Origin of the sequence: Methylobacterium sp. DB0501, from assembly GCF_011043735.1 — a bacterium.
GTDB lineage: Bacteria > Pseudomonadota > Alphaproteobacteria > Rhizobiales > Beijerinckiaceae > Methylobacterium > Methylobacterium alsaeris.
In genome coordinates this window covers 61,101-77,926 of record NZ_JAAKGV010000004.1, presented here as the reverse complement: position 1 = coordinate 77,926, position 16,826 = coordinate 61,101, and the positions used below count along the sequence as shown (strand labels likewise).

Here is a 16,826-nt window from a genome sequence, read left to right as displayed (position 1 = left end):
TTTCGCATCACAAAGCCTTCCGCAGCTTCGGGTCGAGCATGTCGCGCAGGCCGTCGCCGAGGATCTGGAGCGAGAGGGCCGAGAGCACGATGGCGAGGCCCGGATAGAGGACGGTCCAGAAGGCCCGGTCGGCATATTGCTGGCCGGACGCGATCATGGTGCCCCAGGTCGGGATCTCCGGCGGCACGCCGGCGCCGAGGAACGACAGGCCGGCCTCGGCCAGGACCGCGTAGGCGAAGATGAAGGTCGCCTGGATGAGGATCGGCGAGGCGACGTTCAGCAGGATGTGCACCGTCAGGATCCGCGGCGTGCCGACGCCCAGCGCCCGGGCCGCCTCGACGAAGGGCAGCTCGCGCACGACCAGGGTCGAGGCGCGCACCACCCGCACCACCCGCGGCGTGTAGACGATGGCGAGCGCCAGCACGACGTTGCCGGCCGACGCCCCCAGCACCGCGACGAGGAAGATCGCGAGCAGGATGTCGGGGAGCGCCATCAGGGCGTCGACCACCCGCATGATCGGGCCGTCGAGCCGGCGGTCGTAGCCGGCCAGGATCCCGAACAGGGTGCCGGTGAGGCAGGAGGCGAGCACCACCGAGAACCCGATCCCGAGCGAGGCCCGGGCGCCGTAGATGATCCGCGAGAGCACGTCGCGGCCGAGCTCGTCCGTCCCGAGCCAATGCTCCGCCGAGGGCGGGCGCAGGCGGCGCACCACCCGCATCGCCCCCGGATCGAAGGGCGAGACCCACGGGGCGGCGAGCGCCACGATCACGATCGCGAGCAGCACCAGGGCGGCCAGCAGCACGAGCTTGCGCCGAAACAGGCGGCGCAGGAACAGGAGGGCGGGGGCGGACCGGGACGCCGTCCCGGGTGGGGCCACGGTGCCGGTCACGGGGCTGGTCATGCGGTCACCCGGGGATCGACGAGGCGGTAGATGACGTCGACCGCGAGGTTGATGAGGACGTAGAGGCCCGCCACCAGGACGAGCGCCCCCTGGATGACCGGATAGTCGCGCCGCAGCACCGCCGAGACCACGAGGTTGCCGATGCCGGGCAGGCCGAACACCGTCTCGGTGACGATGGCGCCGCCGATCAGGAGCGCGACCGTCAGGCCGAGCACCGTCACGATCGGCACCAGCGCCGTCCCGAAGCCGTGGCGCAGGACCACTCGGCTCTCCGGCAGGCCCTTGGAGCGGGCGGTGCGCACGTAGTCGTTCGACAGCACGTCGAGCATCGAGGCGCGGGTGAAGCGGGTGATCAGCGCCGAGTTGACGATGCCGAGGACGAGGGACGGCAGGACGAGGTGTTCCAGGCGTTCGCCGAGGCTCGCGCCGGGCGCGCCGTAGCCCGCCACCGGGAACCAGCCGAGGCGCACCGCGAAGAGCTGGATCAGGATCAGGCCGAGCCAGAAGCTCGGCACGTTGGCGGCCAGCAGCGCCAGCCCGCTCACCACCTGATCGACCGCGCGCCCGCGCCAGACCGCCGAGACGATGCCCGCCGGCACGCCGACGAGGGTCGCGATCGTGACCGAGAACAGGGCGAGGAAGAAGGTCGGCTCGGCCCGGTCCCACAACACCGTGGTCACCGGCTGCTGCAGGAAGATCGAGCGGCCGAAATTGCCGGTGGCGATCTCCTTCAGCCATAAGCCGAACTGGACGAGGACCGGCCGGTCGAGGCCGAAGGTCGTCCGCAGGCGCGCGACGTCCTCCGGCGAGGCCTGGTCGCCCAGCATGATGGCGGCCGGGTCGCCGGGGGCGAGCCGGGTGAGGAAGAACACCAGGGTGGCGACCAGGAACAGCACCACCAGGAGGCCGCCGAGCCGGCGGGCGAGAGAGATCCACATCGGGCTGCCGCCTTTGTTCGATTCGACCGACGGAGGTGACATCCTCCATCGTCGTTCCGGGCTCCGCTGCGCGGCTCCGGAACGACGCGGCGGGTGTCAGGGCCGCTTGAGCCGATAAACGGCTCTCACCGCCGCCTTACGCCCCCTCGACGTTCCAGAAGGCCGGCCACGGCATCGGCGCGAAGCCCTTGAGCTTGCCCGAGAGGCCGGACAGGGCCGCGAAGTTGCCGACCCGGATATACGGGACCTCTTTATAGATGACCTCCTGCACCGGCCCCCACAGCGCGCCGCGCTTCGCGGGATCGGTCTCGGCGTTGAAGGCGGTGAGCGCGGCCTTCTTCGCCGGCGTGTCCCACCAGCCCGGGGCGCCGTCGCCGAGCTGCGGCGGCGTCAGCATCGGTTCCGGCAGGAAGGCCGAGTGCGTGATGTAGACGTCCCACAGGGCCGGATCGGCGCGGCGGGCGACCAGGGTCGCCCAGTCGACCACGTCGAGGGTCACCTTGAAGCCCGCGGCGCGCAGCTCCTCGGCCATGACGAGCGCGATGCGGTTGTGGAAATCGTACTGCTTCGAGTTGAGGATGCGGATCGGCGTGCCGTCGTAGCGGGCTTCCGCCAGCAGCGCCTTGGCGCCCTTGTCGTCGCCCTTGTCGTAGGCCTGGGTGCCGGCGGTGGAATAGAAGGGCGAGCCCTTCGGGAAGTGGCTGCCGGTCGCCTCGAAGAATTTCTCCTCGCCGAAGGCCGCCATCAGCAGCTCGGTGTCGCTCAAGGCCATCTGGAGCGCCTGGCGCACCTTGAGGTTGGCGCAGGGGCCCTGCCTGGTGTTCAGCACGAGGTAGGGGAAGCCGAACGGCATCGTCAGCACCGGCTTCACGCCCGGGCTCTTGGCGATGCGCCCGTTGCTCTCCACCGGCAGCTGGTCGGCGAAGTGGTACTGGCCGGCGACGACGCCCTCGACCCGGGTGTTGGCGTTCGGCACCGGGATGAAGCGCAGCTCCGGGATCGCGGCGGTGCGGCGCCCGGCATAGCCGCTCGGGGCCTCGCTGCGGGCGGCGTAAGAGTCGTGCCGGGTCAGCACCACGAACTGGTCGGGCCGGCGCTCCTTGAACCGGTAGGGGCCGGTGCCGACCAACTCGACGAGCGGGTTGGCGATCGCCTCCCGGGCCATGATGGCGGCGAGGCCAGAGGGCAGGGCGAGATGGGCCAGCAGCGCCGGGTTGACCGCCTTGAGGACGATCTCGACGGTGTGCGGGCCCTTCGCCGAGAGGCTTGCCAGCCCGGCGGCGATGCCCCGGCCGCGGGGCGTCATCTCCATCCAGCGCTTGAGCGAGGCGACCACGTCCTCCGCGTCGAGCGCCCGGCCGTTGTGGAGCGGCACGCCCTCGCGCAGGGCGATCGTGTAGGTCTTCCCGTCCGGGCTGATCGTCGGCAGGGACGCGGCCAGCATCGGCTGGACGGTCCAGTTCGCGTCGAACGTGTAGAGCGTCTCGAACACGTGCTGCATGATCGTGGCGACGAGGTCGGCCGTCGAGGTCATCGGGTCGAGGGATTGCGGCTCGCCCACCATCGCCAGGTTGACGCTGCCCATGGCGCCCCCTCCGGCGCCGCCGCCCTGTGCGAGGGCCCGCACCGGCACCAGCGGCCCGAGCGCGAGGCCGGTGGCGAGGGCGCGGCGGGTCAGGCCGGCGCGCGGGCGGTCGGTGGGGGCCATAAACGTCTCCTGCGATGCACTTTCTGTAAAATTATTTCACGTCGCAGGTGGGCGTCAAGCGGTCGGATCGCCGTCATCGCGACATAGGCTGGTTCGGAGTTGCGCCCTTCGCAGTGCTTGTGTAAATTTCTTTCGCAAATCCGACAGCCAGCAGATCCCGACAGCCAGCAGATTCCATGACCTTCGATCTCGTGCTCGCGGGCGGCCGCGTCGTCGACCCGTCCCAGTCCATCGACCGCGTCGCCGACGTCGCCTTCGCGGACGGCAAGGTGGCGGCCGTCGGCGAGGGCCTCCGCTCCTCCGCCCGGACGGTGCACGACTGCACCGGCCGCCTCGTCACCCCGGGTCTCATCGACCTGCACACCCACGTCTACTGGGGCGGCACGTCGCTCGGGGTCGACGCGCCGGCGCTCGCCCGGTCGAGCGCGGTGACGACCTTCGTCGATACCGGCAGCGCCGGCCCGGGCAACTTCCCGGGCTTTCGCCGCCACGTCGTCGAGCCGTCGCCGGTGCGTATCATCCCGCTGATGAGCGTGTCGTTCGCGGGCATCTACGCCTTCTCCAAGCGGGTGAATGTCGGCGAGAGCGGCGACCAGCGGCTCCTTTCGGCGCCCGCCGCCCTCGAGGTGGCGCTCGCGAACCGCGACGTGCTCGGCGGCCTCAAGGTCCGGGTCGGCCGCAATGCCGGCGGCACGTCGGGCATCGTGCCCCTCGACATCGCCCGGCAGGTCGCGGACGCGGCCGGCATGATGCTGATGGTCCATATCGACGAGCCGCCGCCGACGCTGGCCGACGTCCTGGAGCGGCTGCGCCCGGGCGATATCCTGACCCATGCCTTCCGGCCCTTCCCGAACACCCCGGTGACCGCCGACGGCCGGGTGCGCCCCGAGGTGCTGGAGGCCCGCGCCCGCGGCGTGGTGTTCGATATCGGCCACGGCATGGGCTCCTTCGCCTTCTCGGTCGGCCGCACGATGCTGGAGAACGGCTTCCTGCCGGACTGCATCTCGTCCGACGTGCACGCGCTGTGCATCGAGGGGCCGGCCTTCGACCTCCTGACCACGATGTCGAAGTTCCTCTGCCTCGGCATGCCGCTCGACGAGGTGATCCGCGCGGCCACCGACAACCCGGCTCGGGCGCTCACCCGCGCCGATCTCGGCACGTTCCGGGTCGGGGCGGCGGGCGATGCCTCGGTCCTGTCCCTCGAGACGGGCCGCTTCGACTACGTCGATTCGACCGGGGTGCATCTGTCCGGCGAGCAACGCCTGTCGGCCGCCGCGACGATCATCGACGGCGCCGTCTTCCACGCCCACTGAAGGACCGACTGATGACCCCCGAACAGAAGCTCGCCGAGCTCGGCCTGACCCTGCCCCAGGTGCCGGTGCCGGTCGCCAATTACGTGCCGTTCCGCATCGTCGGCGACCTGCTCTACCTCTCGGGCCAGGGCCCGAAGCGCCCCGACGGCACCTACCGCCCCGGCCGCCTCGGCCGCGACGCCACGATCGAGGAGGGCTACGCCGACGCGCAGCTCGCCGGCCTGCAGCTCCTGGCGGTCGCCAAGGCGGCCCTCGGCGACCTGTCGCGGATCGAGGCGGTGGTGAAGCTCTTGGGCATGGTCAATGCCGAGCCCGACTTCGCCGATCACCCGAAGGTCATCAACGGCTGCTCGGACCTCCTGGTGAATGTGCTGGGCGAGGCCGGCCGCCACGCCCGCTCGGCGGTCGGCATGGGCTCGCTGCCCAACGCCATGACGGTCGAGGTCGAGGCGATCCTCCAGATCGCGCCCTGACCCTTCGCGACGGGCGCCCCCGGAGGAGAGGCGCCCCTCGCCGGACCCCTGTGGACGACCGGCGAGGGGCCTGCTACCACCCTGACCGGCCAGGCCCCGTAGCTCAGCTGGATAGAGCAGCCGCCTTCTAAGCGGCTGATTGCAGGCTCCGCCGGACCCTTTTCCCCCTACGCGGAGCCGCCGCCGGACCGGCGGCCAAGCCCAACTCGGACGGCATTCGGACGGCCGGAACCGCGCCACAGGGCGCTCGGACGGCGTTGGGTGGCGTTTGGGGCGGTGGGCTAGCGGGACGTCGATTCGAGGGCGATCTTCGCTGCCGGCAGGTCCGGGCGCAGGCGAGGGCCGAGGCCCCTAGCGAACGTCGTGAGGCTTGTCGGGACCCCCTACGCCCACGGGCTGAGGCACCCAGCATAAGACACCGGCCACCCATGCCGTCGACCGCCAGCGTCAGGATCCCCGGCAGCCGCCTTGTCCGGCCGGGGCACCTCAAGGGCGGGAGCGCCGCGGCGGCGCCCGGGGACGTTCGCGAGCCCCTCGTCGCCTCTGTGTCGAACTCCGGCGCCCCCGCGCGAAGGATAGGTGGTGACCCTCCGGAGGCCGCCATGCCCGCCAACGCCTACCTCTCAGCCTGACCTCGCTCTCCCGGACGCGGCCGCATGCCGTCCCCGACGACGTGCGGGGATTCCGCCGCGAGGACCCCGCCGGCCGGTGCGCGGCCTGCCGCCACCATGCCCGCATCGAGGGACCGGCGCCGGCGACGCGCTACACGGGGGAGGCCGCGGTCGCGGACGTCTGCCTGGCGTTCCGGCGTGAGCTTCTCGTCGCCCGGCCGACGACGCGGCGGTGCGGGCGGTTCGAGGCGTTGCCGGCGCCCGCACTCCTTAACGGGGTCCGCCCGCACGGGGCGGGGGCGGACGGCCCGGGGCGCCGTCGAGGCCGCCGTCCATGAAAAAATCTGCGCCCTCAAAAGTTAACGTCGGGCCTCGGGCGGGGCGCCAGAATGTATTTTATACGAGTCATTTCGGAGAACGGACCGAGAACATGACTTACACAGAAGGCATTAATTCTTGGGATTTTATGGACTGCATTAATATTTCCAAGTGGTAAACGCAGATTATTGAGCATTGCGTCGAATTTTATGAAATCTATTCAACTAAACGTGATGCGCCCGTCGGCACGATATCATCATCAAGGGACGGGGGAGCACGATGCAGCGGACTATCCTGAAGGGCATGACCGAGGCCGAGATGGCCAAGCACATCGCCGAGGGCATCGAAAACCGCATGGCCATCGACGCCGCGCCGGACCGCACGGCCAAGCTGGCCGAGATCATCGCCCGCGGGGATCTCGTTTGGGCTGTTTGGCCCGAGACGGACAAGAGGAAGCCGAAGATCGCCGGCCACGCCCTCGCCTTGCTGAAGGGACGTCCCATTCTGAAGTACATGTCGGATAACAAGTCCAGCGGATACTTGGAGCAGATCACCATCATGCTCAACAGCCATTCGTCCGCGTGCGGGGCCTGCGGCCTGTACGGTGACGAGGCCGAGCCCAAGGCGTCTTAATCGGCCTTGGCCTTCCCCGCCCGCCGCTCGGCATCCCGCCGGGCGTAGCGGGCGCCCGCCTCGGCGGCATCGCGAGGCGGCCCCTCCTGACAGGGGGCCGCCTCGCGCAGCGTTTGGGCGAACCGCGGCGCGAAGGGGGGATGACCGGTCGGGGCGGCGGCCTCACAATTCCCCTCCGTCCTGCCCAGCGAACCCCCGACATTCAGGCGGACATGGGTGATGCCTGTTTACGCCCACACCACGTACACCCCGATATAAGAGTCCGTTGGGAAAGGGTGACAACAGTATATTTCAAGGTTATGCGGAATGGCAGCACGTCGTGAATGGCTTGATGGCTCGACCGTGGCTTGGACCAAAGAGAACAGGGCGCGGTACGATCGCCGCAATTAGAGATATCCGAGTGATTTGACACCCGACGAATGGCGCGAATTGGAACCCCTCCTGCCCGTCGCTCAAAGGATCGGCCGGCCACGGACCTACAGTCTTCAGGAGGTCATCAATGGCATCCTCTACGTGCAGCGGTACGGCATCCCATGGGATGCTTTGCCCAAAGATCTACCGCCGTCCAGCATCTGTTATGACTACTGGACTACTGGCGAGTTCTGGTCGATGGCGGCCATCTGGAACGCATCAATCATCATCTCGTGATGCGTGACCGTGAGAAAGACGGGCGCGAGGCCAGCCCGACACTCGCGATCATCGATGCTCAGTCGGTCAAGTGCGATGCCCCCCAAGGCGAGCGCGGCTATGACGCGGGCAAGAAAGTGTTCGGCCGCAAGCGACACCTGGTGGTCGACAGCGGCGGGCGTCTGTTGGCCGTCAGTGTGACACCGGCCAACGTCCAGGATCAGGATGGAGGCCTCGCCTTGGTCAAGCGTCTGGTGCGCCTTTATCCCTGGGTGGAGACCATTGTCGTCGATGGCGGGTACAAGAAACGGTTCATTGATGCCGTTCAATCCGGGTTGAGGCGTGCGGTCGAGGTCGTCCTTCGACCGGAGGGGGCGAAGGGCTTTGTTCTTCTGCCAAAGCGGTGGAAGGTCGAGCAGAGCATAGGTGCTCTCACGGGCTCGCGGCGCCTCAAGACGGACTACGAAACGTTCCTCCATGTCTCGGCAGGTGCGATGCTGTTCGCATCAATCGGCCGACTCCTCGCGTCAATTACTATGGATTAATTCTTTCCTAACGGACTCTAAGGATAGCTGCTCTCCCGAGAGGCTATCGATCCCAACCTAGAGGGGGAGCTTGCGACATCGCTCCGGAGTTTGCCGCGTGCTGTGTTGACCCGTGCTTTTGACCCAAAGCGGCTCCTCGCAAGCTCTGTCGGGAATGTCCGGTCGCGAGTAGATTGTGTTGAAAAACTCGGCTGTTGCGGCGGCGGGTGCGGGGTGATTCACTCTCGTTGTGAGGCGAGGATTGACGCAGATGATGGGTCCGCGGCAGGTCGAGCAGGGCGCTCTGTTCTACGAGTTCTCCCTCGATACACACGTTCCAGCCGATCACCTCCTGCGCGCCATCGACCGCTTCGTCGACTTGAGCAACCTGCGGCGGGACCTGGCGCCCTTCTATGCCTCAACGGGCCGGCCCTCGATCGACCCCGAGCTCATGATCCGCATGCTGCTCATCGGCTACTGCCTCGGCATACGCTCCGAGCGACGGTTGTGCGAGGAGGTCCACCTCAACCTTGCTTATCGCTGGTTCTGCCGGCTCGGCCTTGACGGCCGGGTGCCGGACCACTCGACGTTCTCGAAGAACCGGCACGGTCGGTTCCGTGACAGCGATCTGCTGCGCGAGGTGTTCGAGGTCACCGTGCAACGCTGCATCGAGGAGGGGCTCGTCGGGGGCGAGGGTTTTGCGGTCGATGCCAGCCTGATCCGGGCCGATGCCAACAAGCAGCGCTCTGCCGACGCCTCGGAGACCGTTGACTGGACCGATCTCGCCCGGACCCGCCGGTCAGTGCGCGAGTACCTCGACACCCTCGACGAAGCCGCCTGGGGAGCAGCGAGCGAGACCCAGCCGAAGTTTGTCTCCCGCTCCGACCCGGCGGCGCAGTGGACGGGCGCGCTGAAAGGTCATGCCTTCTTTGCCTACGCCACCAACTACCTGATCGACCTCGACCACGCCGTGATCGTCGATGTCGAGGCCAGCCGCGCCATCCGGCAGGCGGAAGTCGGGGCAGCCCGCACCATGATCGCGCGGACGCAAGATCGCTTTGGGCTGTGGCCAGCCCGGCTTGCGGCCGACAGTGCCTACGGGTCGGCTGAGCACCTCGCTTGGCTCGTGCACGAGCGCGGGATCGAGCCGCACATCCCGGTCTTCGACAAGTCCGAGCGCCGCGATGGCACCTTCAGCCGGTCAGCCTTCAGCTACGACCCTGCAGCTGATGCCTACACCTGCCCAGCTGGCCATCAGTTGCGGCCACGCCAGAAGGTCTATCGGACGCCGTTCCCGCTCGTCGATGACGATGGGATGATGCGCTACCGGGCGAGCCAGCGCGACTGCGAGCCCTGCACGCTGAAGCCGCGATGCTGCCCCAACACACCCGCCCGCAAGGTCCCACGCTCGATCCATGAAGGCGCCCGGCAGATGGCGCGCGACATCTGCGCCTCGGACGAGGGCCGCACCTCACGGCGTGAGCGCAAGAAGGTCGAGATGTTGTTTGCCCACCTCAAGCGGATCCTGAAGCTGGATCGGCTTCGGCTGCGGGGACCGAACGGCGCTCGGGACGAGTTCCACCTCGCCGCAGCAGCCCAGAACCTCCGGAAGCTCGCTAAGCTGATCCCGCTCCAGCAGCTGAGCCCGGCCTGATCGGCCGGGACCGCCCCCACGTGGGAGCGGTCTGCTCAGCCGATTGGTGCCCGATCCAGATCGGCCGCGAGTTTTTCAACAAAATCGGCGCGAAGCCGAAACAGGCGATGGTGAACTCCCGTGCCTTTCGGGCTGCCATGGCGACTCCTCCGAAGGCTCGCATGGGGCAAATGACCCTGTTCCGCTGCGATAACGTCACGGTCATCGTGCGGCGGCTGATTTCACGGATAGACAGGGGAGGGGAACCGATACCAATCAGAGAAGATAGGCTGACGGACTACGACCCGCTGCCTCTCAGGGAAGGGGAGGGGACAGTGGGCCGGTCGCGTCAACATCTGATTTTATTAGCTGGCAGGATGCTGCGCAGCCTACAATCCCCGCTCTGGAATAAAGCCTGCTCGGATCTGCTTAGGTATAGCTGGCCAGTGTGCGTACCAGGCGCCAAAAGCGCACTCTCGGCCGCCATAGGCGGCCCGGCATAGCCGAGCTATTTGCTTACCGGTCAGGCGCCCGCGCTGCATAAGCGCATCGGCTACAGCCTTGATAGCAGCGGCCCCCGGCTTAGACTGAACAAGGGCGGTGGCCCTTGCTTGGGACAGCTGTAAGATCTCCCGCTGTTCTTCGTGTGGCAAATCCCAGGCATCGACCAGAAACTGGGCATGTTTCATGTCCTGTATGCCGCCTGCCAACATACAGGCGCTTACCGACGCATGTCGGTAGTGTGCTTCAGCTATAAAGCCTGCGAAGCAATTAACAAGCTCCATATCTCGGTTGATGGCACGGAGATAATCGGCGCGATCCTGCTCCTCTGCAGATCCTGCGGTCGGTATACGCCCATACGGATAACCGTGGATATCATATCCCTCGACTATACCCTCGCAGCCGACGACTACTATGCCCTTACGATTTTTAAAGACCTTGCCGGCGCGAACCTCGTCAACGGTAAGGACCAAGGCGCGATCCGTTTTATGTCCGAAATACCATCGCGCAAGCGCGTGTCCGGCTTCGTGATGGCAGGTCAACCGGCGACGACCTTTCGTCCTTACCATTCGCCTAAATGCTCCTCGCGGGTGGCGTTCCGGCGCATGCGGAATGAGATGCCCTTGCTTCAACATCATATCGGAGCAACTTAAGCCTGCGTAGATGGATTTGGCACCCCTTGATTTGTTGATTATGGTAAATGTCTTATCAGCAGCACTGAATACCAAATTTGTTGCCGCTTGCTTTGCTGCCGTGAGTACATGTTGAGTCGTGAATGCGTTTCTGTTGAAATTTTATTTATAGTATCGGTCAACATCTAATTTAGCGGCGATACTGTGGTTGAAGAAAGGGGCCCTTCCCGGTGATGGACGGCGCGGCGTCCTCAAAGGGCTCGCGGGTGACACGGTCCACCGGTCAGGTTCTCTCGTTAGGGTAGGCGAGCGCACGGCCGGCGGCCGCGAGGATGGCGCAGGGCTCCCGGTGAGGGCCGTCGGCATGGGGCAGTTCTTCGTGCCAGCCGACCTCGGCCACGCCGTCCCGGGGCCATTCCCTGAGGAGGCGCTCGCCGTCGGGGCCGCCGTAGTCCGGGCCGACGGAGGCGTGCCCGAACCGCGCGCAGGAACCCGAGACGAGGAAGAAGCCGGGCAGCGTGCGGGCGACGAAGGCCCGGGCGGCATCGAGGCTGGTGATGTAGGGCGGGACGTCGCGCAGGGCGGTGGCGCTGTCGCGTATGCATCCGCCGTGCGCCAGGACCTCCAGGACCGCGTCGAGGACAAAGGCGGCGGTCTCGTCGCTCGCCGGGGCCACGAGCTCGATCTCGACGCGGCGGAGGTCGCTGGCGCGGCAGGCGCGCGCGGTCGCGGCCGCCTCGCCCCCGGAGAGGGCGAGGCCGACGAACAGGTCGTCGTTGGCAGCGCCCCGGGCGGTCTCGGGATTCCCGCGGGCCAGGAGCGCGCGGTACTGCTCGATGGCGGGGAAAGCGACGACGTTCACGGGCGGCTCCGTGCGCGCTCGGCGGCTCGGCGCTGCTGACGGGTCACTTTGTCGGTGGACGGATATGGGCGCTGACGATCCAGCCGTGCAGCAAATGCCCTCGCGTCGGCCGCGATGCCCGCCACCCATTCCGGTTCTGACGCCGGGGGCGGTCCCTTCGTCGCGGTCGCCCGGAACATGGCGGCCAGCTCGGGCGTGCACAGGAAGACGGCCTGTCCGTCGAGGAGCCAGCCGCTCGGCGTCGCGGTCATCTCACGGCTCCGGACGCGGGCGCCGCGGCGAAGCTGCGCCAGGGCCGCCTGGTCCTCGCAGTAGATGCCCGGCCGCAGCGCGTCGGCGCGGATCTCGCCGTCGGCGTCGCGGTCGGCGGCGGTCCAGCCGGGCTTGTGCCAGAAGGTGCCCATGGCTCAGGCCCCCAGCGGAAGCATGGCGGGGCGGCCGCCGATGGCCGAGGCAGCGGCGATGAAGGACCAGTAGACGCGGGTCGCCTCGTCGGCCGGCACGCCGGCGGCGGGCGTCAGGACGACGTCGGGGCGGGAGCCGAACGTCAGGACGACGGCGAAGCGCTGCTCGGGCTCCGCCTGTGCGGCGGCCTCGGGCTCGTCCTCGACGATGCCGAGGCAGAGGCTCTCGACGATGCTGTTAAGCTGGACCTTGAACCATTGGCGGTCACGCCGGACCCGCTCGAACGCGGTCAGCTTCTCCGGCGCTACCTTCCTCGGGATGTCGACGTCGAAACGCGCCCTGGCTCCGTCGTTGCGCGTCGCCGCGAGGGCAAATCCCGCCTCGTCGGAGCGCTCGATCTCCAGGAGGAAGCAGTAGCCGGCCCTCTTAAGGAGGGCGTCCTCCGCCGCGTTGAACGCGGCTTTGATGAAGGTCTCGTCCGGAACCCGAATGCCCGCGCCCATGTCCGCCTCGCGAATCCGCCACTCAGGGGAGGCTATCGATTCGCGACGCGAGGGACCTACCGGCCCGGCGGAGGGGACCTTGACGGCAGGTTAATGTCGCCCTACAAACGACATTGCGACGACGGCTTAGCCGCGTCATCCACGACGAGCGGGATCGAACCATGGCCACAGCCACCATACAGACGCAGCGCGTCGACCTTTCCGCGCTTTTCCGCGACGCCTGGCGCCTCGCGCGTGCCGGCGCCATTGCATCGGCGTGCTCGGTGCGCCTCTGCCTCGGCAACGGCCTCCGTATGGCCTGGGCCCGCGCCCGCGCCGCCCTGGCGCGCCGCGCTGCCGCCGCCGCTCTCCGCGAGCTCATCGCGGATAACGACCGCCTCATGCTGGAGACCCAGTCCGAGATCGACGCCGGGTGGGGGATTTTCGCTCCCTCGCCTGAGGAACTCCGCGCCCAACTCGCCCGCCTCCACGACCATGGCATTGCCATGCGGGACGAGCTCGCCGAGCTCGAAGGCGCCGCAGCGGCCCCGCAGCAGGCCGACGGCGGCGCGCCGGAGCCCGTCGAGCCGTCCGCGCCCGCTCCGGTGCAGCTATGCCTCATCGCGCATATCGCGAGCCTGCCGCCAGTGCCCCCGGCGCAGCGCGTCATTGAGGAGGCTCGCGAGGCCGAGCCCACGCCGGTCGTCCCGCAGCCCGAGCCCGCCCCGGCTCCCGAGCCTGACCTGTCCACCGTCGAGGGACTCGCTGCCGTCCTAGTTGGACGGCGGGTCGTCATGCCCCTCATGGGGTGGGACGCTCCTTACGAGGTCACCGGCGTCGAGCGATGGGAGTCCAATGACGGGAAGCTGGTCCGCGACTACGTGAACCTGGATGTCACCGGGGTGAAGCCGAGCAAGGGACCGGTGAAGCTCTACGTCGACCGTAAGGGCTGCGGTCGCGGACCGTTCCTCGACACGAAGGCGGGTCGAGCCTACTGGGCCTACGGCTTTTTGTGCAACAGCGGAAGCAAGCACTGCAACGCGGACGCTATCGTCCGCGAGATCCTCGCTCCCATCGCTCTTTGAGGGAGGCGGTCATGACGACCAAGATCTCTTTCGACAACGACTACTACACATACGACGACGGCCTGCGCCTCATGACCGAGGGCGAGGTCCGCTACAATGGGCGCTTCGTCTGCCGCGTCGGCGTCTACCGCCGCAGCGAGTACGACCGGGCCTACGTCCGCGAGGCCACGGTCCTCGTCCCGACCGGGCCGACCGCCCGCTCGATGACGGCCGAGAAGCTCCGCACCGCGGTCGAGCGCCGGCTCGACGCCATCGACGCCTAAGCGCGACGCTGCCTTCTCCCCCGTCGTAGCCCGGCGGGGGAGCGGGGAGCGCCGACGAGCACTCCGTCGCCACGGTTTCCGGGCGTCCTGACGAGAGGGATCACGACAATGAGCCAACTTGATACCGCCCTGCTCACCGTGCAGCAGGCCGAGACCGTGTGGTGCCCCGAGGCCCGCAGCCCCGACACCGAGCAGGCCGATACGCCAGTTGCCGGGGTCAACCGCACGTTCAGGGGAGGCGCGGACAGCGGCTCCACCTGCCTCGGCGATTTCTGCGCCTTCTGGCGTTGGCACGACAGCGGCAGGCGCCACCAGGCGCATCTCGCCCGGGTGAAGGCCAAGTGGATCGAGGACGCGGTGATCGGCATCGGCGCCGGCGGGCATGAGACGGTCGGCGGCGCGTGGGGAGGGATGCCCGGGGATAACCGGGACTGGCACCTCGATGAGGACGAGGGCGAGTGGTACCTGCCGGCCCCCTCGCTTCCGCCCCGGGGCTACTGCGGCAAGGCGGGGCATCCCCGTCAGGCAGCGCTCATCGAGATGCAGACAGAGCTCCTGCAGCACCAGCTCAACGAGGCCCGCCGGGCCTGAGGTCCCTCGCTCCCGCGAGTGCTAACATCCGAGGGGCGGTCCTGACCGGGGCCGCCCCTCATCGATTCCCACCCCCCGCAGGATTTCCCGCCGTGAAGATCGTCTTGAAGCCCATGCCCCAGCCCGACGACGGCGTCTGCATCGGGACGCTCGACGGCGTCCCCCTGACGTATCGGGACCAAGACCTCTACGCAGGAGAACGCCACGTCACGATGGCGGAGGTTGGATCCGCCTTCGTCGATGCCGTCAACGAGGCGGCGACAGCAGTGCTCGGCCATGAGTGGGTCTCGTCGCTCGCCCGCCTAATGCAACTCAACAAGAGGACGACGAGCCGGGACCGCATCGCGAAATTCGGACTCCCCGAATACGTCTGTCTCTTCCTCGGCCAGGCCGCCGCGCATTCCCATCCCCGCGCCCTCGGGCATGCGCTCATGTGCGTCGAAGAGATCCAGGAAGCGAATACTGTCGAGCGCTATCACACAGGTCGACCGTCGCAGATCGACATCATCGGCCGGGACATGGACGCGAAGGAAACGCTGCGGCGTGCCCTGGCCGCCGTCGACGAAGTGCTCGCCGAGCGCGAGGCATTCCGGTTGGGGAAACGGAGCTCGTCGTCGTTAACTAGCGAGTAAGACATGCCGGGGTACACCGGCGTTTGAACTGCGCGCCCACGGCATCCGGGGCGTACGGCCATGGAGACCGATCATGACGAGCACCCCCCTTGATGAGGGGGCGCGGGCTTGCGCCGTCGAGAGATATCTCTCGGGCGAAGCCGAGGCGCCCCGCCGCGGCAGCTTCCCGTTCGCGCCTGCCGCCCTCCTTCTCGCCGCCCGCTACGGCCGGCACATCCCTTCGCTCCGGAACGCGGCCGCGTTCGGCGAGGACATCCGCGTCGTCGGCATCTACCGCGCCCTGCGGTTGTCGTTCGATTCGTACGCCCATGACGTGAAGCGGGACCGTCGGGAAGCCGAGCAAACTCTGGCCGTCCAGGTCTGCGCGGCGTTCGACACCGTCACCGGCTGGCTGCGCGAGAGCAGTTTCTCCGCAGATTTCGGTTTCGACTACTCGGACGAGCAACAGGACGTCGACGAGCACCTCCGCCTGCTCGCGGGCGTCCTGGCGCTCTGCCTCTGGGAATGCGGCCATCCTCCGGCGCGCGAGTACATCCGCGGGCTGCTGCCGGACCTGCTCGGCGGGCCCGACGGGTACCGCTATGTCCGGGCGAGCGTTGGCATGGCCGAGGACGTCCACGCCGCGCTAGATTGGAGGCCCGGCCGCGGGGCGATGGGGGCCTTGCTGATCACGCTCGCCCGCGGCGGCCGCCTCGTCGGGGACGCGTCCCGGGGGGCGCCCGAGACCGAGCCGGCATTGGTGACTGAGGCCCGCGAGAAGGCCGCCGCGAAGGTGGCGAAGACGGCGCTGGAGACGGGGCCGAGCTTGCTGGTGCTGGCCGGCGTCGAGCATTTGCCGGGCCTGGCGAAGGCGGGCGAGAGCCGGCCCGGCGGGGCGACGGGTTCGACGCCGAGGAACGAATGGGCCCCGATTGCCGGCCGGCGGCTCCGCCTGGTCCCTGTCCCGGACCTCGCCGCGGCGCGGGCGACGCTCGCCGCCGAGTTCCCGGACGACACGGCGGTCATCGACGCGATCCTTCGACCGCTCGCCGGGCGGGCCTTCGTCGCCATCCCGCCGACGCTGCTGCTGGGGCCGCCCGGCACCGGCAAGAGCCGTTTCGCCCGGCGGCTCGGCGAGGTTCTCGGGCTGAACGTCACGGTCTACGGGTGCGCCGGGGTCAGCGATTCCTCGTTCATCGGCACGTCGAGGCAGTGGTCGACCGGCCGCGCCTGCGTGCCCCTGCAGGCCATCCGGCGGGCCGAGGCTGCGAGCGTCCTCGTCGTCCTCGACGAGCTCTCCCGCGCCGGGACGCGAGCGGACAACGGCAAGCTCGTCGACGGCGTCCTAGCCCTGACCGAACGGGAGACCGCGCGGGCGTACCAGGACCCCTACCTCGAATGCCCGGTGGATCTCAGCGCCGTCTCCTACATCGCGACGGCGAACACCCGCGTCGGCCTCGACGCGGCGCTGCTCTCGCGGTTCCGGGTGCTGGAGATGGGGCCGCGCACGTCTGCCTCGCTCCCGGCCCTAACGCGCGCGATCTTCGCGGACATCCGGGCCGAGCGCGGCCTCGACGACGCGTGGCTGCCCGGACCCGATCCGGAGGAGGAAGCCGTCCTCGCCGCGCATTGGCGGGACGGCAGCGTGCGGACGCTCCGTCAGCTCGCCGAGGGAATCGTCGCCGCGCGCGACGCCCTCGCGACGCGCATGTGAC

The 16,826-nt window shown here is 68.3% G+C and carries 16 protein-coding genes and 1 pseudogene; 11 read left to right on the top strand and 6 right to left on the bottom strand.

Annotated elements, in window-relative coordinates; genetic code table 11:
- Nucleotides 1–7: 7 nt before the first annotated feature.
- From G4G93_RS07595 to G4G93_RS07585, 3 genes are all read right to left on the bottom strand, one after another.
- The gene (locus G4G93_RS07595; RefSeq protein WP_165082781.1) at nucleotides 8–901 is read right to left on the bottom strand and encodes an ABC transporter permease; all 894 of its coding nucleotides are present in this window, start codon (nucleotides 899–901) and stop codon (nucleotides 8–10) included.
- Nucleotides 898–1,839: an ABC transporter permease gene (locus G4G93_RS07590; RefSeq protein ID WP_165082779.1), complete on the bottom strand. Its 942-nt coding sequence runs from the start codon at nucleotides 1,837–1,839 to the stop codon at nucleotides 898–900. The genes G4G93_RS07595 and G4G93_RS07590 overlap by 4 nt, the downstream gene beginning before the upstream one ends.
- A 136-nt stretch (nucleotides 1,840–1,975) precedes the next feature.
- Nucleotides 1,976–3,547: an ABC transporter substrate-binding protein gene (locus G4G93_RS07585; RefSeq protein WP_165082777.1), complete on the bottom strand. Its 1,572-nt coding sequence runs from the start codon at nucleotides 3,545–3,547 to the stop codon at nucleotides 1,976–1,978.
- Between the two features lie 176 nt (nucleotides 3,548–3,723).
- Between G4G93_RS07585 and G4G93_RS07580 the strand changes: the two genes are divergently transcribed.
- From G4G93_RS07580 to G4G93_RS07555, 6 genes and pseudogenes are all read left to right on the top strand, one after another.
- Nucleotides 3,724–4,860, top strand: a complete 1,137-nt coding sequence (locus G4G93_RS07580) for an amidohydrolase/deacetylase family metallohydrolase (protein ID WP_165082775.1) — start codon at nucleotides 3,724–3,726, stop codon at nucleotides 4,858–4,860.
- An 11-nt stretch (nucleotides 4,861–4,871) separates the two neighbouring features.
- On the top strand, nucleotides 4,872–5,333 hold the full coding sequence (locus G4G93_RS07575; RefSeq protein WP_165082773.1) for a RidA family protein: 462 nt from the start codon (nucleotides 4,872–4,874) through the stop codon (nucleotides 5,331–5,333).
- Between the two features lie 1,208 nt (nucleotides 5,334–6,541).
- Nucleotides 6,542–6,895 carry a hypothetical protein gene (locus tag G4G93_RS07570; protein ID WP_099956066.1) on the top strand — a complete coding sequence of 118 codons (354 nt, stop codon included), beginning with the start codon at nucleotides 6,542–6,544 and terminating at the stop codon, nucleotides 6,893–6,895.
- Between the two features lie 306 nt (nucleotides 6,896–7,201).
- Nucleotides 7,202–8,067 (top strand): annotated as a pseudogene (locus tag G4G93_RS07565) (IS5 family transposase).
- Nucleotides 8,068–8,317: 250 nt separating this feature from the next.
- A complete protein-coding gene (locus G4G93_RS07560) occupies nucleotides 8,318–9,700 on the top strand; it encodes a transposase (RefSeq protein WP_099956064.1) in 1,383 nt (460 codons plus the stop codon).
- Between the two features lie 659 nt (nucleotides 9,701–10,359).
- The gene (locus G4G93_RS07555) at nucleotides 10,360–10,833 is read left to right on the top strand and encodes a hypothetical protein (RefSeq protein WP_165082771.1); all 474 of its coding nucleotides are present in this window, start codon (nucleotides 10,360–10,362) and stop codon (nucleotides 10,831–10,833) included.
- 262 nt (nucleotides 10,834–11,095) lie between these two features.
- Here the strand turns inward: G4G93_RS07555 and G4G93_RS07550 are convergent, their stop codons facing one another.
- The 3 genes from G4G93_RS07550 to G4G93_RS07540 are packed head-to-tail and all read right to left on the bottom strand — an operon-like array spanning nucleotide 11,096 to nucleotide 12,582.
- Nucleotides 11,096–11,674: a hypothetical protein gene (locus tag G4G93_RS07550; RefSeq protein ID WP_165082769.1), complete on the bottom strand. Its 579-nt coding sequence runs from the start codon at nucleotides 11,672–11,674 to the stop codon at nucleotides 11,096–11,098.
- Nucleotides 11,671–12,078, bottom strand: a complete 408-nt coding sequence (locus G4G93_RS07545) for a hypothetical protein (RefSeq protein WP_099956062.1) — start codon at nucleotides 12,076–12,078, stop codon at nucleotides 11,671–11,673. The genes G4G93_RS07550 and G4G93_RS07545 overlap by 4 nt, the downstream gene beginning before the upstream one ends.
- 3 nt (nucleotides 12,079–12,081) lie before the next feature.
- A complete protein-coding gene (locus tag G4G93_RS07540) occupies nucleotides 12,082–12,582 on the bottom strand; it encodes a hypothetical protein (RefSeq protein WP_099956061.1) in 501 nt (166 codons plus the stop codon).
- A gap of 161 nt (nucleotides 12,583–12,743) precedes the next feature.
- Between G4G93_RS07540 and G4G93_RS07535 the strand changes: the two genes are divergently transcribed.
- The 5 genes from G4G93_RS07535 (at nucleotide 12,744) to G4G93_RS07515 (ending at nucleotide 16,825) form a co-directional block, all read left to right on the top strand.
- The gene (locus G4G93_RS07535) at nucleotides 12,744–13,646 is read left to right on the top strand and encodes a hypothetical protein (RefSeq protein ID WP_099956060.1); all 903 of its coding nucleotides are present in this window, start codon (nucleotides 12,744–12,746) and stop codon (nucleotides 13,644–13,646) included.
- 11 nt (nucleotides 13,647–13,657) lie between these two features.
- Nucleotides 13,658–13,909 carry a hypothetical protein gene (locus G4G93_RS07530; protein ID WP_099956059.1) on the top strand — a complete coding sequence of 84 codons (252 nt, stop codon included), beginning with the start codon at nucleotides 13,658–13,660 and terminating at the stop codon, nucleotides 13,907–13,909.
- 108 nt (nucleotides 13,910–14,017) lie between these two features.
- Entirely contained in the window at nucleotides 14,018–14,500 is a 483-nt protein-coding gene (locus G4G93_RS07525) for a hypothetical protein (protein ID WP_099956058.1), read from the top strand.
- Nucleotides 14,501–14,592: 92 nt separating this feature from the next.
- Entirely contained in the window at nucleotides 14,593–15,132 is a 540-nt protein-coding gene (locus G4G93_RS07520; RefSeq protein WP_244936416.1) for a hypothetical protein, read from the top strand.
- Nucleotides 15,133–15,205: 73 nt separating this feature from the next.
- The gene (locus G4G93_RS07515; RefSeq protein ID WP_099956057.1) at nucleotides 15,206–16,825 is read left to right on the top strand and encodes an AAA family ATPase; all 1,620 of its coding nucleotides are present in this window, start codon (nucleotides 15,206–15,208) and stop codon (nucleotides 16,823–16,825) included.
- Nucleotide 16,826 lies beyond the last annotated feature (1 nt).